This window comes from Veillonella parvula, assembly GCF_018378075.1.
GTDB lineage: Bacteria > Bacillota > Negativicutes > Veillonellales > Veillonellaceae > Veillonella > Veillonella parvula_K.
On record NZ_JAGZYE010000005.1, the window covers coordinates 37139 to 62556 of the forward strand.

Annotated in this window: 19 protein-coding genes and 1 other RNA gene; 18 read left to right on the forward strand and 2 right to left on the reverse strand. The window is 41.3% G+C overall.

Annotated features, from left to right (window positions below; all coding sequences use genetic code 11):
- The first annotated feature begins 628 nt into the window (after positions 1-628).
- Positions 629-1444, forward strand: coding sequence for a nitroreductase family protein (locus tag KH286_RS05730; RefSeq protein ID WP_004694890.1), 816 nt, complete (start codon positions 629-631; stop codon positions 1442-1444).
- A 72-nt stretch (positions 1445-1516) separates the two neighbouring features.
- Here KH286_RS05730 and KH286_RS05735 read toward each other — a convergent pair whose 3' ends face one another.
- Entirely contained in the window at positions 1517-2335 is an 819-nt protein-coding gene (locus tag KH286_RS05735) for a MetQ/NlpA family ABC transporter substrate-binding protein (protein ID WP_278457312.1), read from the reverse strand.
- A 261-nt stretch (positions 2336-2596) separates the two neighbouring features.
- On the opposite strand from KH286_RS05735, the gene KH286_RS05740 reads away from it, so the two are divergent.
- The 3 genes from KH286_RS05740 (at position 2597) to KH286_RS05750 (ending at position 4860) form a co-directional block, all read left to right on the forward strand.
- Complete coding sequence (locus tag KH286_RS05740; protein WP_278457311.1) at positions 2597-3763, forward strand: iron-containing alcohol dehydrogenase; 1167 nt, start codon at positions 2597-2599, stop codon at positions 3761-3763.
- Between the two features lie 100 nt (positions 3764-3863).
- Positions 3864-4529, forward strand: coding sequence for an AzlC family ABC transporter permease (locus KH286_RS05745; RefSeq protein WP_278457309.1), 666 nt, complete (start codon positions 3864-3866; stop codon positions 4527-4529).
- On the forward strand, positions 4522-4860 hold the full coding sequence (locus KH286_RS05750; protein WP_278617743.1) for a branched-chain amino acid transporter permease: 339 nt from the start codon (positions 4522-4524) through the stop codon (positions 4858-4860). Before KH286_RS05745 ends, KH286_RS05750 begins: the two co-directional genes overlap by 8 nt.
- A 102-nt stretch (positions 4861-4962) precedes the next feature.
- On the opposite strand, the gene KH286_RS05755 is transcribed toward KH286_RS05750, so the two are convergent.
- Positions 4963-5814, reverse strand: coding sequence for an aldo/keto reductase (locus KH286_RS05755; protein ID WP_101928528.1), 852 nt, complete (start codon positions 5812-5814; stop codon positions 4963-4965).
- Positions 5815-5925: 111 nt separating this feature from the next.
- Between KH286_RS05755 and KH286_RS05760 the strand changes: the two genes are divergently transcribed.
- The 14 genes from KH286_RS05760 to KH286_RS05825 all read left to right on the forward strand — a co-directional run bounded on the left by KH286_RS05760 (position 5926) and on the right by KH286_RS05825 (position 25387).
- A complete protein-coding gene (locus KH286_RS05760; protein ID WP_156697300.1) occupies positions 5926-7041 on the forward strand; it encodes an efflux RND transporter periplasmic adaptor subunit in 1116 nt (371 codons plus the stop codon).
- A 101-nt stretch (positions 7042-7142) separates the two neighbouring features.
- A complete protein-coding gene (locus KH286_RS05765) occupies positions 7143-8078 on the forward strand; it encodes a DUF2156 domain-containing protein (protein ID WP_058948150.1) in 936 nt (311 codons plus the stop codon).
- A gap of 237 nt (positions 8079-8315) precedes the next feature.
- On the forward strand, positions 8316-9509 hold the full coding sequence (locus KH286_RS05770; RefSeq protein WP_118091255.1) for a GNAT family N-acetyltransferase: 1194 nt from the start codon (positions 8316-8318) through the stop codon (positions 9507-9509).
- Between the two features lies 1 nt (position 9510).
- Positions 9511-10380 carry an RluA family pseudouridine synthase gene (locus KH286_RS05775; protein WP_024061287.1) on the forward strand — a complete coding sequence of 290 codons (870 nt, stop codon included), beginning with the start codon at positions 9511-9513 and terminating at the stop codon, positions 10378-10380.
- Positions 10381-10695: 315 nt separating this feature from the next.
- Positions 10696-15279, forward strand: coding sequence for a glutamate synthase large subunit (gltB, locus tag KH286_RS05780; RefSeq protein ID WP_021148599.1), 4584 nt, complete (start codon positions 10696-10698; stop codon positions 15277-15279).
- 113 nt (positions 15280-15392) lie between these two features.
- Positions 15393-15492, forward strand: an RNA gene (gene ffs, locus KH286_RS09625) — signal recognition particle sRNA small type.
- A 168-nt stretch (positions 15493-15660) separates the two neighbouring features.
- Positions 15661-18339: a DNA polymerase III subunit gamma/tau gene (dnaX, locus tag KH286_RS05790; protein ID WP_156697297.1), complete on the forward strand. Its 2679-nt coding sequence runs from the start codon at positions 15661-15663 to the stop codon at positions 18337-18339.
- Between the two features lie 140 nt (positions 18340-18479).
- Positions 18480-18809 carry a YbaB/EbfC family nucleoid-associated protein gene (locus KH286_RS05795; RefSeq protein ID WP_008714816.1) on the forward strand — a complete coding sequence of 110 codons (330 nt, stop codon included), beginning with the start codon at positions 18480-18482 and terminating at the stop codon, positions 18807-18809.
- Complete coding sequence (gene recR, locus KH286_RS05800) at positions 18810-19406, forward strand: recombination mediator RecR (protein WP_004694915.1); 597 nt, start codon at positions 18810-18812, stop codon at positions 19404-19406.
- 4 nt (positions 19407-19410) lie between these two features.
- Positions 19411-19662: a hypothetical protein gene (locus KH286_RS05805; protein WP_156697296.1), complete on the forward strand. Its 252-nt coding sequence runs from the start codon at positions 19411-19413 to the stop codon at positions 19660-19662.
- A gap of 12 nt (positions 19663-19674) precedes the next feature.
- Complete coding sequence (locus KH286_RS05810) at positions 19675-22263, forward strand: 3'-5' exonuclease (RefSeq protein ID WP_278617744.1); 2589 nt, start codon at positions 19675-19677, stop codon at positions 22261-22263.
- Positions 22263-23381, forward strand: a complete 1119-nt coding sequence (locus KH286_RS05815) for an RluA family pseudouridine synthase (RefSeq protein ID WP_156697294.1) — start codon at positions 22263-22265, stop codon at positions 23379-23381. Before KH286_RS05810 ends, KH286_RS05815 begins: the two co-directional genes overlap by 1 nt.
- Before the next feature lie 260 nt (positions 23382-23641).
- Positions 23642-24766, forward strand: coding sequence for a cation diffusion facilitator family transporter (locus tag KH286_RS05820; protein WP_278457296.1), 1125 nt, complete (start codon positions 23642-23644; stop codon positions 24764-24766).
- Between the two features lie 48 nt (positions 24767-24814).
- Positions 24815-25387 (forward strand): immunity protein YezG family protein, encoded by a 573-nt coding sequence (locus KH286_RS05825; protein WP_278457294.1) that lies wholly within the window; start codon positions 24815-24817, stop codon positions 25385-25387.
- The last annotated feature ends 31 nt before the right edge of the window (positions 25388-25418 follow it).

Below are 25418 nucleotides of genomic sequence, written 5' to 3' on the forward strand. Positions count from 1 at the left end.
CGTCCTTCGTAAAGTCGCTGCAGAGGTACCCAGTTTCATTTTTATAACACCTGATGTAAATTAGTCCCATAGTAAAGCGACTTACCTTACTAATATACAGAGCGGCCTCATGACAAGCTACATTCGATATTTACTCAATATGCTTTTATAATTAGAGGAGCGGAGAGGCGAGAGCGGTTAAGTAGTTTTGACTGAATTTGCATCAAGACAAGCCAGTAGATTAGCCTCTGGCTAGTCCTTCCCATACGGTGGGCATGGCGCCACTACTATAAAGTTTATTATAATGTGTAAAATGATAGTGTTTTCTATGATTTATTTCAAGGTGTAATTGTAATGACTCTATATAAGTATTAGCTAGATTATTTACGCTTTTGGATGGGGCATCTTTATAAATACAGTGATAAAAAAGTAAGAATACGCTTGTGCAACGACTTTGCGAAGAACGGAGCAAGCAAGCGTATTCTTACTTTTTTTACCAAGTTGTATTAATGAAACGGGGCCCCATCCAAAAGGCAAATATAGGAACAGGGATTAGCTCCATTACAATTAGAATAATTGTTTAAAACTAGATATGACTTGATTTTGTATGTTATAATAGACTTTATAGTAGTATTTGGAGGATATTCAGATGTTATTTACCGTCAATACAGAAGTCTGTACACGATGCGGCCTTTGCGTTGCTGACTGTCCGACCGGATTGCTGGTGATGTCCGATGCTGGACCTGTAACTGGCAGGGGAGGTTGTATCTCCTGTGGGCATTGTATTTCCGTATGCCCAACGCTTGCTCTTGATAGCGATATGACACCGCGTAAGGAGCAAATCGATATTACAAAGGAACCTAAGTTAACGCCTGAGCAAGCTGAGCTATTCATGCGTAGTCGTCGCTCTATTCGTAACTATCAAAATAGACCAGTCCCTGTAGAGCTCATTCGCAAAGTGCTAAACGTTGCAAGAATGGCGCCAACAGCGACTAACACACAAGGTATTTCGTATATAGTAATCCGAGATAAACAAACGTTGCGCCGTATTGCTGATCTTGTTCTAGAGTGGATGCATCTGGCTGCAAAAACAGTACCGATTATGCGTCTCTATGCTCGTGCTGCTCAAGCAGAGGTAGATAAAGGCAAGGAGTATATCTTGCGCGATGCGCCGGCTCTCGTAGTGGCAATTGGCTCTAAAAAAGATATTCATCGTACCCATGATAGTGGTCACTCTTGCTTGTCTTATGCTGAGCTATATGCGCCGACTTTAGGCCTTGGTACTTGTTGGGCTGGTTTCTTTGAACATGCTGGAGAAGCTGAATACCAACCATTATTAGATGAATTAGGTGTACCTGATGATAAAATTGTAGCTGGTGGCATTCTTATGGGATATCCTAAAGTACGATATCGCAATATTGTAGAGCGTCAACCATTAGATGTTACATTTGATACAGAAGAGTAAAAAAGAGATGCCCCAATGATTGTAATCATTGGGGCATCTCTTTTTAGTTATATAGTGACGATATAAACTTTATTAGTTGGCAGTTGTAATAGTGCCTTTGAATGTTTCGTCGATGTATTGTTTAATAGCATCAGATTTGTAAATATCTGCAATTTTTTTGTATGTTTCGTTGTCTTTGTCTTCACTACGAACTGCAAGTACGATAACTGTTAGTGGTTCATCTTTAGATTCGAAGAAGAAACCTTGTTTTTCTACACTAAGACCAGCACTTTGCACATAGTTCATTGGAATAACTGCAATTGTTACATCATCTAGACTACGAGGTAATTGAGCTGCTTCTAGTTCTTGAATCTTTATATTCTTCGGGTTAGATGTGATATCTGCAACTGTTGCTTTGAAGCCGACACCATCTTTTAACGTAATTAATCCAGCTTTAGCTAATAATGCTAATGCACGACCACCATTAGTAGGGTCATTTGGGATAGAAACAGTAGCGCCTTCAGGTACATCTTGTACGCTGTGTACGCTATTACTATATAAGCCCATACGCACCAAAATTGTTTTACCGATTGCTACTAAGTTGGAACCATTTTGTTTGTTAAAGTTTTCCATAAATGGTACATGTTGATAAGCATTCAGTTGAATATCGCCATCTGCAAGGGCTTTATCAGGTGTTACATAGTCTGAGAATTCAACTACTTTAAGATCGATTCCTTGTTTTTTAGCTTCTTTTGCTACAGCTTCAGCTACTTGTGCATGAGGACCAGATGTAGCACCTATTTTGATTTCTTTTTGTGTTTGTGTTGATTGATTTGATGTACTACCACAACCAGCGATAGTAAATGCAAGAGCACCGATAAGTAATGGTGCTAACAATGTTTTTAATTTCATATAATCATCCCTTTCAAGTCTTATAATGGTTATATCCTATCATGGATGAAGGGGATTTGTATATGATAAAAGCATATCAGTTAGCTATAGATTAAAACTATGGTGAAATTCTAGCTCATTTATAATACAATTCAATATAATATATTGATTAATGTGTTATATTGAATGTGTGATCGCTAGGTAGTAAATTTATATTTTAAATATTTTTGTATAATTCTAATATGGATTCATATATCTATATGTCGGATTAATGGAGGATGTATGTATAATTTTGATTTTTATAACCCTACACATATCGTATTTGGTAAAGACCGTTTAGATGAATTAGATACATTGGTACCAAAGGATGCAAAGGTGCTCATTACTTATGGTGGTGGCTCCGCTGTGCACAGTGGTCTTATTGATCGCATTGTGAAAGCTCTTGGTAACCGCAAAGTTGAGCAGTTTGGTGGTATTGAGCCAAACCCATCTCTTGAAACTTGTGAACGTGCGGTAGCTTTCATTAAAGAACATGGCGTAGATTTCGTTCTCGCTGTAGGCGGCGGTTCTGTAGTAGATGCTACAAAACTTATCGTTATGGGTGCTACCTATGATGGTCCCGTTATTGAGGTAATGAAAGTTGGTGTGCCAGAGGTTCCGGTAGACATGGTACCAAATCCATTACCATTTGGCACAGTTATGACACTACCTGCAACTGGTTCCGAAATGAACAATGGTGCAGTTATTACTTATGGTGACGGTAAATACCCTGTATTCAGTAGCTTAGTATTCCCTAAGTTCTCCATGCTTGATCCAACATTGACTTTCACCTTGCCTGAAAGACAAGTTAAGAATGGCGTTATCGATACCTTTGTGCATACCACAGAGCAGTATTTAACATACCCTGTAGAAGGTCGTATTCAAGATCGTTTCAGCGAAGGTATTTTAAAAACTATGATTGAAATCGGCAAAGAAACAGTAGAAAATCCAGAAAACTACGATATTCGTGCTAACCACGTGTGGGCCTCTACATTGGCATTAAATGGTTTAATTGGTGCCGGCGTGCCACAAGACTGGGCAACTCATCTGATTGGACATGAGTTAACTGCGGCGTACCATCTTGACCATGGTATTACATTGGCTATCGTATTACCTGCATTGTTAGAAGTGAAAAAAGCAGACAAACTTGAAAAATTGGCACAATATGCTACACGGGTATGGCATATTACAGAAGGTACAAACGAAGAAAAAGCGGACAAGGCTATCGCTAAAACTCGTGAATTCTTCGAGTCCCTTGGCGTATCTACGCATTTGAAAGACTATGGTCTTGGTGAAGAAGCAGTTGATAAAATTGTGAAACAATTAGAGGACCATGGCATGACACAACTTGGTGAAAATGGTGATGTAACACCAGAAGTAGCTCGCGAGATTTTAACGCGTGCCTTATAATTAAGGGGATTAACAGTGTAAACTTGTATGATATGGAAAGGAGGCGCTCCCTATAAATAAAATAAAAAATAGAAGTGCATTTTCTTTTGCACTTCCTATTATGATTCCCATGGGGCTTAGTTTCCTTTTTCTTGGAGTAGGCTTTGGTTTGTATGCTACCAGTCAAGGGTTTCCTTGGTGGACCGCTCCTGTTTTAGCTAGTACCATATTTGCAGGCTCCATGGAGTTCGTAACTATTGGGCTGTTAATGGCAGGCTTTGATTCAGTGAATACTTTTATGTTGACCTTGTTTGTCAATGGGCGCCATTTCTTCTATGGTCTATCTGCACTACAGCGATATGTGCATATGGGATGGAAATGGTTTCCTACAGTTGCGTGGATGTGTGATGAAAGCTTTGCAATTAATGTATCTACGAAGTTACCCGATGATGTAGATGAAAAATGGTTCTACTTCCATGTATCGTGGCTTAATTATATCTTCTGGGTGGTGAGTACTCTTGTAGGGGGATTGTTCGGTGATTTATTAGCATCTGTAGATTTGCGAGGTATTGGTTTTGTATTACCTGGCTTATTTATTGTTATATTCCTTGAAATGTTATTTAATGCTAAAAGTAATAATATTCGAGGCTTAGGTGCTGTTGGAGCCGTTGTAGCACTAGCAATGCTTCTATTAACGGGAAAATCCTTATTTATGCTTGCTTCTATGGGGTGTATGCTCGTAGTATGTTATATAGCGTATAAGTGGGGAGGTGTACATCTTGACTAGTTTTGAAATAGTCATTACCATTGCCATTGTTGTAGCGGGCACATTACTTACACGTTTCTCTGCTTTTCTTATTTTCCCACATGGTAAGAAGGCCCCAGATTTTGTACAGTATTTAGGCAAGGCATTACCTGCAGCGGTTATGGGGATGCTTGTTGTGTATACCTTTAAAGATACAATTGTGTTATCCTATCCATATGGAGTACCGGAACTTATTGCTTTATTAGTGACCGTTGGCATGCATGTATGGAAACGAAATATGTTTATGTCTATTGGAGCCGGCACTGTAGTATACATGATACTTGTTCAAGCCGTATTTAATATACCTAAATAAAATAAAGTATACTAACATAAACTATAATAAAATAAAGAGCACTAAAATAAACCACTTATATCTATTCCTAAAGGAGGATATAAGTGGTTTTGTTTTTATGTTCTATTTAAGTTGTAATAATCTTTCAAGACCTAGTGCAGTGTGGTGGTCCTCTAAGAAGTCTTGTTGATCTAATAATTCCATAACATCCATGTCGATGTTAGTGAGTTTGAAATCGAATACATCAAAGTTAGCTTCCATATGGCTTACATTATTTGCCTTTGGTAATGGAATGATGCCTCGTTGAATATGCCAACGCAAGATGATTTGATGCTTTGTTACACCGTATTTTTCAGCCAAGCTTTTGATGATAGGATGATCAAAAATCGGTTGGCGATCACGGGTAAATGGAGACCATGCCATGCCTACAACTTGATGCTTTCTCATCAATTGTATAAGAGCTTGGCGTTGGTTGAATGGGTGACATTCAATTTGGTTCACTACAGGTTTTACATTACAGTGATATAGCAAGTCGATTAATCGGTCTTCATAAAAGTTAGAAAGACCTAACCCACGCAATATATTTTGGTCGTATAACTCCTCCATGGCGCGCCAAGAGCCGTAGTAATCGCCCAAAGGTTGGTGAACGAGCATGATGTCAATATAATTGGTATCTAGTTTCTTTAAGGAGCTTTCAACAGCACGCATCGTATTATCGTAGCCTGCATCGGTGTGCCAAATTTTAGTAGTGATGATTATATCTGTTCGTTTGATACCAGATGCTCTGATTCCTTTAGCCACGGCTTCTTCATTGCCATAATAGGCGGCCGTATCGAGTAAACGATAGCCTACGCTAAGTGCATTAGCAACAGCTTGTTCAGTCTCTCCTTCGGTACCTGTTTTATAGGTACCATAACCGATGGAGGGAATGAAGCTACCATTATTTAAAATCCTAAAGTCCATCCGTTCTTCCATGAGAACCTCCGTTATATCCATAAATTAAAGGAATTAGCTTTCATACAATTCTAACTGATTTTATGATATACTAAGGTATTGATAAAAATCAATATGATAGGAAGTGACAGAATGCAAATAAATCGTTTTTGCTCTGTAATTGCTATCCTTGGTGTTATGATTATGACACTCGCTATTGCGGGATGTGGTACGAAAACCGTATCCGTCGCAGAGGTAACGTACAAGGATATGCCGTTGCAGATTCATAATGATGCCAATGTAACGGCCCTTAATAAAGCGACGATAACGCCGACCTTGACGGGGCAGGTCGTGTATGCCGTGAAAGTAGGCGATCAAGTACAGCAAGGTCAAACTGTGGCAACTGTAGATACATCGGCTTTACAACAACAGCTAGCATCCTTGCAAGGACAATTAGCGCAAGCCCAATCACAATCATATGCCACAGCTGTGACGACTACGACTGCAGCATCTATAGACAGTACTCAACTGGAACAGGCTCAACGCATGCGTGAAGCGGGCATAATCACACAAAAAGAATATGATCGTATTTTGGAACGATCTCAACCACAAACTACAACAGTTACAACCGGTGGTGGCGGAGGCATCAATACGGCAGCCATTGAGGCACAAATCGCACAAGTATCGGCTCAGATGGCGGCATCTACAATCGTGGCTCCTATAGCAGGTACTGTAACATCTATCTATAACGAAGACCGTCAAATGGCGATTGCAGACCGTCCATTTATGATGATTCAGCAATCTACGCCGATGGTTGCATCCCTCAGCATTCCTCGTGATGCGGCTATGAAATTAGGTACACCTGAAGCGAAGAATGGCATGAAGGTACTTCTCAAGGTAGGTGACCAAGAATTACCAGGTGAATTGACTTACGTAGATATTACTCAACCTGAAAATGTGCCAAGTGTTCTTGTGAAAGCCACTTTCAATAATGAGAAAGGCCTAATCAAGGCTGGTGAATTCTATACACTCGTTATTGAATCTAATGTGAAAGCCAAGATGCTGACCGTTCCAACTAAGGCGGTTCGTGAAAACCAAGATGGCAAGTACATATATGTGTTAACTGAAAATAATACCGTTGACGTACGTGTTGTTGAAGTGGGTACTACAGTAGATGATGATGTAGCGATTATTTCTGGCCTAAATGAAGGTGATAAGGTTATCACTACAGATGGTACCTTTGAATTAGGGGAATCTGTAAAATTATAACTACAAATTAAGTGACTTCAATAGAGTATTATGAAGAGCCTAATGAATATTTGGCTATATTCAACTTTTACCGATAACGACGGTAACCTCAGAAGAGGAATCTGATAGGAGGGATTATTATTTTAGAATTTAAACGTTTTGAATTAAGAGATAAACCATTAATCGACAAGTATTTTGAACAACATCATTATGAAGCATCTGATAACTGCTTTACTACATTATTTATGTGGCAAGATGCGTACGGCATTCGTTGGGCTGAAGAAAATGGCGTGTTGTACATTCAAGGTGGCGGTAAGCGTGAACCATTCCTATTGCCTCCATTTGCTGGTAAAGATGCAAAGTTCCTTGATGGTTTATTGCGCGCTAAAGAATGGTTTGTGGAAAATAAATTGCCATTCCGCTTCAAAGGTATTAGCAAAATCATGAAAGAGCGCATGGAAGAATTATGTCCTGGACGCTACACATTCACACCTGACCGCGATAACTACGAATACATTTATAAGTCTGAAGATCTTATCAATTTGTCCGGTAAGAAGTTCCGTCAAAAGAAAAACCATTTAAATCAATTCCGCATGCAATATTCCAACTATGAATATGTGCCAATTACAGAAGATATCATTCCATTATGCCGCGAAACAGCAGCATCTTGGGTAGAAACCCATCATGAAGAAGGTATCGAAGATGAATTGGTTGCTATCAATTTATTATTTGATAACTGGGATGTGCTAGGCCTTAAAGGCGGCACCATTAAATTGTTTGGCCGCGTGGAAGCTTTCAGTATCGGTGAATTGTTGAATGATAAAATGGCGTTGATTCATATTGAAAAAGCAAATCCAGATATTCGTGGTTTGTACCAAGCGATCAATAATGAATTTATTCGTCATGAATTCAGCGATGTAGAATTCATTAACCGTGAAGAAGATATGGGCTTGCCTGGTCTTCGCCAAGCAAAAGAATCTTATAACCCAGATCATTTTGCTGAAAAATATGACGCAGTATATGCTAACGAAGCAGATAATGCGACAGGTGGTAAATAAAATCTGAGCTATGAAGTCGATGTGCTTCATAGCTCATTTTGTTATAATAGAATTGTTAGACTATCTATTTGAATGTAACTATCGTATCATCATGGCGATATGGCGATATGGCGATATGGCGATATGGCGATATGGCGATATGGCGATATGATGTGCTTAAATTAGATCAGATTAGATATTATACGCTGTGACGCGATAGATAGATAACGGCTCTTATGATATAACGAGGACAAAATTATGGAATTTAGAATTGCGATGGCTCAAGATACGCCTCATGTAGAAAATCTATGGGCGTACTGCTTTGAACCAAAGGAAGATCCATTCTTTCAATATTATTTTACAAATTGCTATGAACCAGAGAATACAATGGTCGGGTTAGAACAGGACCAATTGTTGAGTACCGTTCATTTGCGTCAATACAATCTTAATGTACGTGGTGCCGTATTGCCTACGAGCTATATGGTAGGCGTTGCAACGCATCCAGCAGCCCGCCGTGGTGGTGTAGGCGGTGCACTGTTAACTGCTGCACTAGAGGAGCTTCGTAAACGCGGTCAAGCTATGACGATTTTGATGCCATCCAAGGCAGCGTTCTATCAGCAATATGGTTGGGAACTTTATGCTCATCAATGGGTGAACACCATGTCGCTAGAAGACTTGCGCCCTATGACAGATAAAACGTTGAGCTTTGGCTTACTAAATAGCGTAGATCAATGGACTTTGTTAGATCCAGTATATAAAACATATACGGCTCGTCTTTCTGGCTACGCAGAACGTGGCGAAAAGGAATGGAAACGTTTGTTAGGCAGCTTCTTTGCAGAAGGTGTAAATGTTGCTGTAGTGCGCAACGATGACCATGTCATTGAAGGCTATGCAGTGTATCGTTTAGGTCAGCCTGAAATTCCTGTTACTGAGCTGGTTTACACGACACGCCGTGCACAACGTGCATTATTAAATTATTTCTATAATCACCGTTCTCAAGGTACGTCTATCCGTTGGAATGAAGGCCTTCACGATACATATTATCGCTTCTATCCTGATGGTAGAACTGGCCACGCTACCATGCCATATATGATGAGTCGTATTGTAGATGTAAAAGCTGCTTTTGAAGCAATTCCTGTCAATCAAGAGGCATTGATGATGCCTATAACAATGATCTTTGCTGTAAAAGATGGGCTTTGCAGTTGGAACGAAGGTCGCTATGAAGTACAATATGGCAGTGCATTAACTCCATCCGTTAAAAAGATTTCTGATACGATAGAGGATGAAACAGATATTACCATTGAGGTCGGTGCGTTGAGCCAGTTATTAATGGGCACACTTACGGCTCGAGACCTTGCGTTTGAAGGGAAACTTTCAGTAAGCGAAGAATGGTTAGACTATTTCGATATTCTCTATCCTGAACAAAAAACGTATATTAACGAGTGGTGGTAATATGAGCTGGAAAACATATACGGTGAAAGAACCGACAGAGTTGACGGTCTCTAAATATGTAAAGGAACGATTTTCCCTATCCGCTCGGGATATCCAAATGATGTTTCGCAAGAAACGGGTAAAAGTTAATAGCCGTGTGGCTCATTCGCAGCGAGCACTTAAAAAGGGTGATGTATTAACCTTAGAATTACCACAAGATAAGGATTATGGAGTAGACGTAGAAAAGGGGCCGATTACCGTTCTCTATGAAGATGCTCATACCCTAGTTGTGAATAAGGCTCCTTTTATGCTCGTTCATCCAGCAGGGCAAACAAAGTCTTGCACCTTAAGCAATTATATAGCTGGTTATTATGCGAAAAAGGGTGTAGTTCATAAGGTTCGTCCTGTGCATCGCCTCGACCGAGATACATCGGGGTGTATTCTATTTGGTAAAACAAAGGAAGCACAACAATATTATACTGATGAGCTACAAGCAGGGCGTATCGATCGTATTTATACAGGACTTGTAGAAGGTCGTATTGATGTGGATGGCATGGTAGATGCGCCTATTGGGGTAGATCCAGTATTTGATAATCGCCGTGTTATCGATGAGTTTGGTCAGTCGGCTCAAACGGAATATACCGTTCTCGGTCATGAAGGAGACAACACTCTGTTACGTTTTAAGTTGTTGACTGGCAGAACTCATCAAATTCGGGTTCACATGGAACATATTGGTCACCCTATTATTGGTGATGCTATGTATGGTACGCGCAATAAGCCCTATACACGCCAATGTTTGCACGCATCAGAGCTAACTTTCGTGCCGTATGGTAAAGACGAAGCTATTACGATTACCTGTGAAGTAGGGGATAATTTTGGTCGAGAAAAATAACTGTTGGTTTTTCCACTCTAAATAATAAGACTATCGTATTTATTGGATGAGAAGCTTATTATCCCTGTATCCTTGTATACAAAAAACAATAGTGATAAAAACTCATAGTCTATGCATGAAAAGCATAGACTATGTTTTTTTTATATTTTCAATTCACAGTGGACAGGAGTATACTGTGTATAGACATAAAATTCTATAGAATGTTAAATTGATAATTTTATAGAGAAATAGTTTGTTAGTTATACTTTTACCAAGACCGAACGGAACGATGCCGCAGTGCTTGGAATGATCAAGTGATATGAAGGAGTGCACGTTATGGATATGAAGCAAAGCACAATAGAGCAACAACGTCTAGATCAAGCTAGACTTGAAGCCAATGGTATGTACAGTAGCCAATTTGAAAAGGATGCGTGTGGCATGGGCTTCGTTGTTAATATTAAGGGGAAAAAATCTCATGATATTATCGACGATGGTTTACGCATTTTAGAGCGCTTGGAACATCGTGGCGGTGCCGGTGCCGACAAGGATACTGGGGATGGTGCCGGTATTTTAGTACAAATCCCACATGAGTTCTTCAAGCGCGAGTGTGAAGTGCTTGGTATTAATCTACCTGCAGCTGGCGAATATGGCGTAGGTATGGTCTTTGCCCATAAATATGAAAGTCTCCGTAACGAGCAAAAACGAATTCTCGAAGAGGTCGTACGCGAAGAGGGGCAAGTTGTTCTCGGCTGGCGTGAAGTACCGGTAGATGGTACAAAGGTTGGTAAAGAGGCTGCGGCGATTCGTCCTTGGATGATTCAAATCCTTATCGGCAAAGGCCCAGATGTAACTAACAATAAGGAATTTGAACGCAAATTATATATCATTCGTAAATTGGCGGAAAAACGCATTATTCCATTGAGCAAGGAATTGTCTAGCGATTTTTATATTGCCTCCTTGTCTTCTAAAACAATCGTATATAAAGGTATGTTAACACCTGGTCAATTGCGCGACTTTTACCTTGATTTGAGCGACCTTGATTTTACCTCCGCATTGGCAATGGTTCACTCCCGCTTCAGTACGAATACATTCCCAAGTTGGGCTCGAGCACATCCTAACCGTTTCTTAGTTCACAATGGTGAAATCAACACCATTCGCGGCAATGTAAACTGGATCAATGCTCGTGAAGGTAAAGCGGAATCTCCATTGTTCCCAGATATCAAAAAGGTATTCCCTGTAGTAGATGATAGCGGATCTGACTCTGCTATGTTTGATAACACATTAGAATTCTTGCACATGACAGGCCGCTCCTTGCCTCATGCGATTATGATGATGATTCCTGAGCCTTGGGAACGCAATAATCTCATGAGTCAAGAAAAACATGATTTCTATGAGTTCAATAGCTTTATGATGGAACCTTGGGATGGTCCTGCGGCTATGGGCTTTACCGATGGTACAGTTATCGGCGGTGTCCTTGACCGTAACGGTTTGCGTCCTGCTCGTTACTATGTGACAACAGATGATCGCGTTATCATGGCCTCCGAGGTTGGCGTTGTAAACGAAAATGCTGAAAACATCCGCGCTAAAGGCCGTTTGGAACCAGGTAAAATGCTACTCATTGATACAGCGGAGCAACGTATCATCTCTGATGAAGAAATCAAACATCGTGTCGCTACTGAATTACCATACAATGAATGGGTAAAGGAACACGTTATTCATTTGTCTGAAATTACGCAAGCCGATGAAAGTACAATTCCAACAGTAGATGATTTATTCAAAGAACAACAAGCTTTTGGTTATACCCAAGAAGACCTTGTGCGCATGATCGTGCCTATGGCAAAAGATGGGAAAGATCCTGTTGGTGCCATGGGAGCGGACGCGCCTTTAGCTATCTTGTCAGATAAACCACAATTGTTATATAGCTACTTCAAGCAAATGTTTGCGCAAGTAACGAATCCTCCAATTGATTCTATTCGTGAGGAAATGGTTACATCTACACGGGTTATGCTTGGTAACTCTGGGAATTTAACAGAACCTAACAAAGCTGGTACCTATGCATTGTCCATGCGTACCCCAATTCTTACAAACCAAGAATTGGCATCCATTAAAGCTCTTGATTGCCGTCGCATGAAATCTGTAACCTTGCCAATCCTATTTGATCCAACTAAGGGTGCCGAAGGCTTGCGCGATGCATTAGATGAATTGTGTGCTAAGGCAGAAGAAGCAGCTCGTACAGATCAAAATGTATTGATTTTATCTGATCGTGGTGTCGATGAACATCATGCGCCAATTCCAGCGTTGTTGGCTGTAGCAGCCGTTCACAATCACTTGATTAGCAAAGTATTGCGTACAGAAATTGGTCTCATCCTTGAATCTGGTGAACCTCGTGAAGTACATCACTTCTGTACATTAATCGGCTATGGTGTAACAGCTATCAACCCATACTTGGCGCTTGAAACTGTACGCGATTTACAAGCTCGGAAACGTCTTGGCGATATTACACCAGAACAGGCAGAAAAGAACTACATCAAGGCCGCTGTAGGTGGCATTATGAAGGTCATGTCCAAAATGGGTATTTCCACAGTTCGTTCCTACCACGGTGCACAAATCTTTGAAGCGTTGGGCTTGAATACTAACTTCATTAATAAGTTCTTCGTAAATACACCAACACGTATTGGCGGTATTGGTCTTGGTGGGGTAGCACATGAAGCATTAGCTCGTTTTGAACGTGCTTTCAAATCCGATGAAACAGTACTCGAACCAGGCGGTTGGTATGGTCCTGTAAAAGATGGGGAAGAGCATCTATTCAATCCTAAGACAATCGAGCTTTTACAAGAATCTCTTATCAACGGCGACTACGCAAAATATAAAGAATATTCCAAAGCGATTCGCAATGATTACCATGTTACATTGCGTTCCTTGATGGAATTGAACTACCCTGTAGGTGGCGGTATTCCTATCGAAGAGGTTGAACCTGAAGAATCCATCGTAAAACGCTTTAAAGCTGGTGCTATGAGCTACGGTGCGATCAGTAAAGAGGCGCATGAAGCCATTGCCATCGCTATGAATCGTTTAGGCTCCACATCTAACTCTGGTGAAGGCGGCGAAGATGTAGATCGTTTTAAACCATTGCCAAACGGCGATAGCATGAACTCCGAAGTAAAACAGATTGCATCTGGTCGTTTTGGGGTAACCGCAAACTACCTCATTCATGCAAAAGAATTGCAAATCAAATGTGCTCAAGGCGCTAAGCCAGGTGAAGGCGGTCAATTACCAGGCAAAAAAGTATATCCTGAAATTGCCAAGGCTCGTCACTCCACTCCAGGCGTTGAGCTCGTATCTCCACCACCGCATCATGATATTTACTCCATCGAAGACTTGGCAGAGTTGATTTACGACTTGAAATGCGTCAACAAAGATGCGCGTATTTCCGTTAAATTGACTTCTGAAGCAGGTGTTGGCACAATTGCTGCTGGTGTTGCGAAAGCAAAAGCAGATAACATCTTGATTTCCGGATACGATGGTGGTACAGGTGCAGCAGGTCGCACGTCTGTAAAACATGCAGGTGTACCTTGGGAACTTGGTCTCTCTGAAACTCATCAAACCTTGATGCTCAACAGATTGCGTGACCGTGTTCAATTAGAGGTAGACTCCAAGTTGATGACTGGTTTTGATGTGGCTGTAGCAGCCATGCTCGGTGCTGAGTTATTCGGCTTTGGTACATTGCCACTCGTTGCGGTGGGCTGTAAAATGGCTCGTGTATGTAATCTTAATACATGCCCTTACGGTGTAGCTACACAAGATGAAAAATTGCGTGCTCGTTTCACAGGTAAGCCTGAATATGTTGAAAACTTGATGATTTTCATCGCACGTGAATTGCGTGAAATCATGGCTCGTTTAGGTATTTGCTCCGTAGCTGAGCTCGTTGGTCGTATCGATCTTGTGCGTCAAAAATCTCAAGATGATAACTTCAAATTGTCTCGCGTTGATCTTAAACGCATATTGTTCCGTCCATACATTGATTCCTCTGTGGGACATATGCACATGGTTGACCAAGATCACGAGTTGGAACGCACCTTGGATATGTCCAAACTTTTGCGTATGTGCCGTCCTGCTATTGAGGATCAAAAACCGATTCGCGCTAAATTGGCTATCACTAACATCAACCGCGTTGTAGGTACCTTGGTTGGTTCTGAGGTGACACGTCGTTATGGTGAAAGCGGCTTGCCAGACAATACAATCAAGTTGAATTTCGAAGGCTCTGCGGGTCAATCCTTCGGTGCTTTCATTCCTAAAGGCATGACACTAGAACTTGAAGGTGATGCGAATGATTACCTCGGTAAAGGCTTGTCCGGCGGTACTATCACTGTATATCCACCTAAGAAATCCATCTTTGAAGCTGATGAAAATATCCTTATCGGTAACGTTGCCTTCTATGGTGCAACCTCTGGTACATCCTACATCAACGGTGTAGCTGGTGAACGTTTCGCCGTACGTAACAGCGGTATCACTGCCGTTGTGGAAGGCGTCGGCGACCATGGCTGTGAATACATGACTGGTGGCGAAGTGCTCGTACTCGGTAAAATTGGCCGTAACTTTGGAGCAGGTATGTCCGGTGGCTATGCGTACATCCTTGATTGCGATGAACGCTATGTCAACACAGGTCTCGTAGAATTACGTACTGCCAATAATGATGACCTTAAACGCATTAAAGAACTAGTAGAACAACATGTATTGCATACTAACTCTGCTAAAGGCCGTCACATCTTAGAAAACTGGAATAACTTTGTAAACAGATTTACAAAAGTTGTGCCTGTAGCCTATGAAGAAATGCAAGCTGCTATTGAACGCTTCAAAGAACAAGGCTTATCCTTAGAAGAAGCACAATTGGCTGCATTTAAAGAGAAATATGCAAAATAATTTTTAATTTGATTGAATATCGTTTGGATAGGATATATGAAAAGCCTCTATAGCTTTGACTATAGAGGCTTTTTCATGTATAATATTTGTATTGCAATATTGGATCATGGCAGTTCTCGGGCCTGTGCAATGGAGGCCTGTGAATCGTGTCAGGACTGAGAGGTAGCAGCACTAAGCGGTAACCTTCATGTGCCACGGGGACCCCGGGGGCTGTCGTGATCGAATATTGCAAGGCGGCCTGTGGGGCCGCTTTTTTTATGTCTAATTGATGGGCTCAAATGACTAGTGTAAATTACTGATAAAACTCTATAAAATGAGTCGGATTTTCTTGAATATGGTATAATAAAGTATTGCAAGTTTCGGAAAAAAGGGGGTGTTCCAATGGCATATATTGCGCTATATCGTAAGTATCGTCCGCAGACATTTACCGATGTAGTTGGTCAGCATCAGGTGTCTGATACATTGATGCGCGCTATCCGGGAGGATAAGGTAGCTCATGCCTATTTATTTGCCGGTCCGCGGGGGACTGGTAAGACGAGCATGGCGAAGATTTTTGCGCGCGCTATCAATTGCGAGCAGGGGCCAACGGATCACCCTTGTAACGAGTGTAGTGCTTGTAAATCGATTTTGAGCGGACAGTCCATGGATGTTCTTGAAATTGACGCCGCATCAAATCGCGGTATCGATGAGGTGCGTGCTCTTCGTGAAAGCGTCAAATTTATGCCTGTTGAAGGGCGTAAAAAGGTTTTTATCATAGACGAAGCCCACATGCTCACTACAGAGGCGTGGAACGCGCTTTTAAAAACAATCGAAGAACCTCCTGCTCATGTGATGTTTATCTTTGCCACTACAGAAATTGAAAAATTGCCTGTTACTATCGTGTCTCGTTGTCAGCGCTATACTTTTAGACGCATTACTTCTGATGACATCGCACAACGGTTATCTTACGTAGCAGAAAAAGAAGGCTTTGGTCTTGATTCTGCGGCGGCTCAGCTTATCGCTGTTCATGCAGATGGTGGTTTGCGTGATGCCTTGAGTATTCTAGACCAATGTGCAGGTATGGCAACGGGCTCTATTACACCGCAAGTGGTGGAAGAGTTAATCGGTCTCGTAAGTAAGGAATGGATTATTCACTTCCTAGATGCTTTGCGCAACGGCGATGGCCCTAAAGTATTATCCTACGTTCACGATGCATTGGCGGAAGGTCGCGATGCGACGCAGATTATGGAAGCCCTCATTCAACATGTGCGTGCCTTGCTCGTTGGTAAGGTGGCTCCTGATGCGGATGAGCTCAAGGTATACGATACCTTTAAGAATGAGTTCCTAGCTCAGGCCAATAGTGTTGATTTCAATGAACTTAACCAATATGTACGCAGTGCTCAATCCATCATGAATGATGCGAAACAAGTGGACAATCCACGAACCATCATCGAAATGGGTCTACTCGTGCTTTGTGCTAAATTAGGCTCTGTTGATGAAAGCTTAGAAGATCGTGTATATGCTCTAGAAAGTGCTGAGCGATCTGAACGAAATGATTTATTGAACCGCATGGCTCAATTGGAACAACGAGGCCCAGCGGCTCCTACACCAGCTTATAGTGCTAATGCATTTGGTCCACCTAGCGGCTATGCGAACAGCTTTGTTCCTGTAGATAATGCTGCTGTACAGAATTCTTCCATGAGTAGTATTCAAAATACTGCTGTTGGCACTGTGCCACCTCCAAGCAGCGTAGGCATGACACCACCGCCTGCGAGTATAGGTATGACGCCTCCACCGATGGGAGCACCAGGTAGTACACCGCCTCCGATGAATGGAGTGGGTATGGCTCCGCCACCAATGGGCGGCGTTGGCATGGCGCCACCACCGAATAATGGAGACCCAGTTTCCCGAAAAAACACGAGAAACCAAGCTAAAGGTCGCGGTAAAAAAGGCATTAGTACACAGGCCATCATTAGTGACCAAATCTTGTCTGCTCAAGAGTATCGCAATGTACAATCCAATGTGATTAAATACTTGAAGGATAGCAATCGCAATATGACCTCTACCGTTATCGGTCAAGGTCAGCTGGTGTACGTAGACCAAAGCAAGGCGGTCATGGCCTTTAAAAATGCATTGCATCTCAATGTAATGACCAATGAAGTGAATTTGGCGGAGGCGGTTGATGCTTTCACCTATACACTGGGCTATGCAGTACATGTAGAAATCGTGGATGCTCTCACGCAAGTTTATAAAGACTATAAAAAGGCTGCTGGTAGCACCACACAACGCCAAGTAAAAGCACCCCAACGACCACAAGAACCGATGGTTGACGTAAAGACGACTTCAGGTGCGGAACCGACACAAATGGATTTAACCAATAATCCGCAAGAGAGTAAGCCTGATTCTGCAGCCGTGGACGCGGCTAAGGCTGCGGCGATGGCATTCTTAGCTAAGAAAACCGGCGGTGCCGTTGCAAATACGGTAGTTAGTGATAGTGCGAATACAACTACAATAGATGCATCAGAAACTGCATTAGGAGCTGGCGTAGAAACAGAGCCAGCATCCAGTGGTGATGTGCCAATTACATCCTTTGATGGTAGTTCTGCGACACAGGTGCCAGATGGTGAAATTTCTATTGAGTCTTTAGCAGGTTCTATAGAAGGGGATGATATTCCGGTTCATTCCTTTGATGATGTGCCTGTAGACGATATGGAGGGTTCTTATGTATCATCCTTAGATGATATGCCACCACATCCATTAGATAGTGTGACTGTTATCAGCGAGGATGGCGAAGTGTTAGAGCGCCCTATGGATAGCGGTGCGCATATCGAGGTTGAAGCTGTCCCAAAGTCTGATGGGGGTGAACCTCGTGAGGGAACCCCATACCAAAGTGATGGAAATACAATGCTTTCACCAGCACCTATTGAAGTAGAAGCAATCGATAGCGTTACGGTGGCTCGAGAATACGCCTGGGATCCAGAGCATATGACAGAAGAGGAACGAAACAATCCTCTCTTGGCGGAAACATTAGAAAAATTATCTGAAGACCATGACATCATAGTCGAGGTTATCGAAGAATAGATAAAAAGTAATTGTTATATAATAACCTTTGGCCTTGGGGCTATTAGGTGACACATATGTAATAAATCTATGTCATATATTGTTAATGATATGGACTTAGAATATTAGTATAGGACGATGTCCTAAAAGGAGGAAATACAATGTTTGGTAAAGGTATGGGCAATATGACTGGCATGATGAAAAAAGTTCAAAAAATGCAAGCAGATATGAAGAAAATGCAAGAAGAGTTAAAAACTCGTACTGTAGAGGCTTCCGTTGGTGGCGGTGCTGTAACTGTTGTGATGAACGGTGAAAAAATCATCGAGTCTTTGAAATTGAATCCTACAGCTGTTGATCCTGAAGATGTGGAAATGTTAGAGGATTTAGTAATGGCTGCAGTAAACGAAGCTAGCAAAAAAGTAGACGACCTCTTGGCTCAAGAAATGGGCAAAGTAACTGGTGGTCTTAACTTGCCAACAGGTTTATTCTAAATGACAAACGCTTTAGAACGGCTCGTAGAACAGCTACGCCGCTTGCCTGGCATCGGTTCCAAGTCGGCTAGACGCTTGGCTTATCATTTGGTAGAAATGCCGAAGGAAGAGGTAGACCGCCTCGTGGAAACCATCGTAGAAGCGAAGGGGGCTACGCGTCACTGTTCTATTTGCTTTAACTTATCAGCTCAAGATCCTTGCGAATTCTGTAGCAATCCAAATCGCGATCAAACGACGATTATGGTTGTTGAAACATCTCGCGATGTCATTGCTATCGAGCGCAGTGGTGATTATAAGGGCTTGTATCATGTATTGGAAGGCGCTTTGTCCCCTATGGAGGGCATCGGTGCTGACGATATTCGCGTAAAAGAATTGATTGCACGCCTTCGCGATGGTGTTGTACAAGAGGTTATCCTCGCGACAGACCCAGATGTCGAAGGGGAAGCAACAGCTCTGTATTTGGCGAGATTATTAAGTCCAAGTGGCATCAAGGTAACGCGCATTGCCCGCGGTGTTCCTGTGGGTGGCGATATCGAATATGCCGATGAATTAACGCTAGGCGGTGCCGTAGTGAACCGTCAAGAAATGAAAGGATAGTAGTATGGGAGCTTTATTAGCATCACCGATTATATCGGCGGTTATTTCCATTGCTGTAGCCTACATTGCTTTCAGAGTAGCATTTTTCACCATTAAACGGGTGGCTATGAATGTTGTGATTGGTGGCTTAACCTACTGGGTATGCGTTTATATACTTAATATCCCAATGGATATTGGGGTGGGTATTTGGGCATTAACAGCAATTTTAGGTCCTATTCCTATGGTCTTAGCTGCTATATATTACGGCATTAAATAACAGGAGGTTTTTATGCTTATCAATCGTGAACAACAACGCGTTATTGATGAAGTGGAACAGAATATCCTCTTGTTAGCGTCCGCTGGGACGGGAAAAACGAATACACTTGCTTATCGGGTGGCGCACCTCATCGAGGGTGGCTATGCGAAGGCGGAGAATATCTTGTGTATGACCTTTACGAACAAGGCCGCAAACGAGATGAAAGACCGCATTCAATCGCTCGTAGGCAGTCCTGCAAAGGCTGTGGAGGTTAGTACATTCCACAGCTTTTGCTTTTTCATTCTCCAACAAGAGGGAAAGCGCAACGAAACCTTGTACACGGATGTGACCATCTTTGACGAAGAAGACTGCAAGGAACTCTCTGAACCATACCGTCCTGGTAAATTGCGAGAAATGTCCTTTGCTAATGTTATCGCTATGGTGAAAGAATATCGTTCCTTATATGGCTTTTATTCTGATGATCTCGTAGGGGATTACAAGCGGACAATCGAACGCTTACAGAAGGAACAGCGCGAAGCCATTGAGCAGCAATTCTCTAGCTTTGGCAATGTCCTCTACAGTGAACTCCATGATTTCTTGAACCATGGTCACGAATGGATTGCTGCGTATGATGAAAGCTTAGCTTCCGTGCACGGCCTAGATTTTACAGATCTCATCTGTGGTGTTCATCGCCTATTTCAAGACCCTGTAGTTCGTGAGCGCTGGCGCAGCCGTTACAGCTATATCTCTGTAGATGAAATGCAAGATACAGGCGTACTAGAGTACAAAGTTCTAGAAATGTTATGGGAAGGTAATCACGTACTTTTGTGTGGTGACTATTTCCAAACGATTTACGAATGGCGTGGCTCCGATCCGTTCCGCTTGCTCAAGCAATTTGATGCGGATTTTAAGCCTTTGAAAATTATCTTCTATGAAAATTATCGTTCTAATTGGACGCTCTTTACGACGGCTTTCAAGACCTTGCAAAATATGTTCCCTGACCTAGTTGGGTCTATTTACACTGAATTGCCTCGTGCCAATAGTGAAAGCAAGGGCAAGCCAGTTCTGATTAAAGGCTGTAAAAATAGCTACCTTGAGGGCCGATATATCTACGAAGCTATCTGTGCCTTGCCAAAGGATGCTAATATCGGCGTTCTTGTGCGGGATAATAAAAAGGCACAGCGGCTAAGTGATTCTTTTGAACGTCTTAACGGCGAACGACCTGAAGAGGAACGCCGTCACTTCATGATTATCGACGAGTTCAAATTCTTTAGACGTCAAGAAATTAAAGATATTATGGCCTACTTCAAATTATTGATGAATCCTAATGACTCTGTCAGTGCGAAGCGTATTATTAAACGCTATGTTGCAGGGATTGGTGACGCTCGTATTGCAGCTATTGAAAGCCCAGAGACGCGGGAAGTGGGTTTAAAATTGACGGACTTTATGGATATGCCTATTTTTGAAGCGGAGCCTTATGCAAAGCTTGTCAGTGGATTAGAACAGCACGAAGTAGTTGTTTATGACGTGGAGAGCACCGGCACAGATACGTCTCAAGATCGCATTATTCAAATTGCAGCTATCCGCATCGATGAAAATGGACAGGTCTTAGAGACCTTTGAACGCTTTATAAACCATGGTGTACCTGTTGGTCAATCCGAAGAGGTACACGGCTTCTCCGATGCGTATTTACAAGAACACGGTGAAGAGCCAGCTATAGTGTTACAAGCCTTTAAGGAATTTTCCAAGAATGCTATTATTGTAGGTCACAATGTAAACTATGATGTGACCATCTTTACGAATGAATTGGCGCGTCATAACTTAGGCAATCCTGAGTTCAAGGCTATTTATGATACCCTCGATATCTACCGTCGTTTCTATCCTAATTTGCCAAATCATAAATTGGGTTTCCTTGCGTCTAAGTTTCCTATACACCATGAACCAACGCACAATGCGATGGACGATATATTAGCCACTGCACAGCTTTTAATTTATGCGGTGAAAGAAAAAATCGTACCGACCACAACGGGTCGCATGGTAGCTATAAATAAATATAAGGCAGCTTTTACGGATATCGCCTCTCAAATGGCGACCTTGCGTAGAAAAGCCTATACGGAGATGCCAACGAAATTATTGGCGTATATCATGAACCAAATGGGGGTTTTAGAATACTATAAATCTCATGGAGAAGCGGCTAAAGTAGAGCATATACGCGATTTGTATCGCATCATGGAAAAACTAGATGCGGCTTATGAAGGGCCTGTAGGTTTGGCTCGATTAAACCAAATCTTACAGATGGCGGCCCTTACGGCGGGCGAGCCTGCACAACAGGTGCGAAACGAAGACCGCATTCCTATCATTACCATTCACCAAGCAAAGGGCAGTGAGTTCGATTATGTATTTTTAGCAGGACTCAACGAAGGTACGTTCCCAAGTCCTTTTGCCCTTGCAGAAGGTCGTGATGATGAAGAAAAGCGCTTGTTCTATGTGGCCATCACTCGACCTAAACAAGAATTGACTATTACCTTTGAACAGACGAATATACGAGGTAGGGCAGTTCAACCAAGTTCGCTACTCAACTATATGCCACGAGATCCTGAACTCGTAGAAAGGAGATACTAATGGCGCGAAAAACACATCGCCCCGATGATATTCTGTGGACCGTGACAGCTGTAGATATAGAAACTGTACTTAGCAAGAAAAATGCAAGACAAAAGCTAATAGGTAATGGTCAAGATATATCAAGTAAAAATCGAGATATATCGAGTAGCAATCAAGACATATCAAGTCGCGATTCTGAGCATATTGGAGAAGTACGCGATATTTCACTTGGTGAAGTGTTAGATACTAGATATCCTCGAAAATCTTTAGTTAAACTTTTTGAAGAGAAATTAATTCATATTAATGGTCATAAGGCTACGCCAAAAGATGCAATCTCTGAAGGCGACGAGATTTGGATTGCTATGGCGAAGGAAAAAATAGATCATGACCCTATCGAAATGGACTTACGCATTCTGTATGAAGATGATGATCTCCTTATTGTGGATAAACCAAGTGGTGTGACTGTAAACTCTAAAGATCAAGTTTCTCTTGCCAATGGTGTGGCGCACTATTTTAAAGAACATGGTATCAAGCGAAAGGTACGTTTCTTGAACCGTCTCGACAGAGATACGACGGGCTGCATTGTGATTGCAAAAAGTGGTTTAGCACAAAGTATTTATCAACAGCAAATGGATGATAATACCTTTGAAAAGTGGTATATGGCGACTGTGGAAGGCATTGTAGAAGCCGATGAAGATTCTTTGGTATTTCCTATGGAACGCAGTGCTGATGGGATTCATTACGAAGTGAATCCTAAGGGAAAAGAGACTCGTACAGATTTTTCCGTCCTATGTAGACATTCTTCGCAGGCTGTGGATAACTCTGTGAATAAGTCTAAAAATTCTGTGGATATAGCAGCAAAAAATGTGGATATAAACTTAGGAGATGTTGATAAAAGTAATCAAAATGTGGACAAAACTGTGTATAAGTCCAATAAATGTGGATATTCTGAGGTTTTAGTTCGTTTGTACACAGGGAAAACACATCAAATTCGAGTAGCTTTCAGCCATATAGGGCACCCTCTTGTAGGAGATACCTTATACGGTGCACAACCTACGGAACAGCCATTTCAATTACGCGCTCAAAAGGTGGTATTTACACACATGCGCACAGGAGAGCGTATTACGGTTATGGCATAATCTGATCTGATTAACTTGTTACGTAATACAAAATACTAGTTTGTTAATAATAGGTTTGTACTATACATTGTGAAGTCACAATACATCAAATACTCTAATTGAGAAATGAGAATTATTGATAACTCAGTAAAATCAATAAGTTTAAAAATATTTTTCAAGAAAAATAATGACAAATGATAATCGATAAGCTATAATAGGATTATAAGTAAATCGATATAGTTCAATTTAAAAACTATAAATCAGAATGTAAGAGGTGTAGTATGATTTTACAAGATAATGGTGCAGCACGTAATCGGGGGATTACGCTTGCCAGTATAAAAGGCATTATAGGTAATGTCGTTCTCGTTATTTTTAAAATGATTGTGGGCTTTGCGTCTAATTCCATCGCCATCATCCTTGATGCGGTAAATAACTTAACAGATGTATTGTCCTCTGTATTAACTATTGTGGGTACGAAATTAGCCGCCAAAGGGGCTGATAAGGAGCATCCATTTGGCCACGGTCGTATAGAATATATGACTACCATGGCTATAGCTTTCATCATTCTCGGTGCAGGTATTGGATCCCTTAAGGAATCTGTGGATAAAATTATCCACCCTGAGGTATCTACATTTGATATTCCAGGTCTTGTTATCATCGCTGTTGCCATCGTTGTGAAAGTAGTGATGGGTCGTTATATCAAGGCACAAGGTGAAAAATATAAATCTGATGCGCTCGTAGCATCTGGTATAGATGCCCTTTTTGATGCGGTGATTACCTTTGCTACATTGGTATCTGCAGGCTTAGTATTTTTCTTTAACTTTGATATTCAAGGTTATGTGGGCGCTGTTATTTCTGTTTTGATTTTAAAAGCGGCGTATGATATTTTACGTGAAATGTATAACCATTTGCTCGGTGTTCGAGCAGATGATAATTTAATCCGTAATATTAAAGAAACTATCGCACAGCATCCGAATGTGGGTGGTGTATATGACTTGGTATTAAATAGCTATGGGCCAGGAGAAACAATTGGTTCCGTTCATATTTCTGTACCAGATACGATGACAATGGCAGAAGTTCACCCATTAACAAAGGGCATTGCGGTTCATCTTTATAAAAAGTTTGGTATCAATATGACTGTTGGTGTATATGCTGAAAACAAACCAAGTGTAGAAGTACTTGAAATTAGAAAAGCTCTTGATCAAGTTATTAGTTTATATACACATGTAGTACAAGTACATGCCTTCTACGTACAAGAAGAAAAGAAGGTTATCTACTACGATATTATCTTTGACTTTGACGAAGAAGATCCACATAGTACATTAGAAAAAATCAAGGCAGAAATGCAAAAACGTTACCCTGATTATACACAATTCGCTATTGTGGATACGGATTTTAGCAACTAATTTAGTAAATTATAATTTGTGTTGATAAATTCTCTAAGGAGAGATAGAATGAAAAAAATTGCTCTTATCGCATTAGCTGTAATGGCGGTTGTTGGTATGTTCGCGGTTCAGCCTGCAGATGCAAAAAAGGTAGAACAAGATCCAGTAGTGGCACCTATTGATATGCCTATGAATGATGAAATTCAACAGGTTAATGGTGTGTCTAAATCAACAAATAAAGAAACACGACGTTTGTCTAATAATTTAGCAGAAGCTACAAAAGTGATGATTAAAAAGAATTGGAAGACCATTTATATTAAAGCTGTTCCTACGGGAGATAAGGATGCTGTACGCTTTTATTACAAAGATAATAGAGGTCAAGTATACAATGGCCAAGTCATTAGAAATACAGGTCTATCCAAGGGTAAATATATGGCCGGTTCTTTACATCAAACAGAGGCCTTGCAAGAATTAGTTAATCACTTGCAACAGAATGGTCAAGAAGTACCATCCTCTATTGATATCATAATCACTCAAGAAGGCTATCGCATTAAGACTATCTTTAATTACAATGAAGATACAAGTAACTTACCAGCATATCTACAACAATATGAACAACAAAACTTCCCGTCAATGAAGTAAAAGAAAAGCTCGTGCATAGCACGAGCTTTTT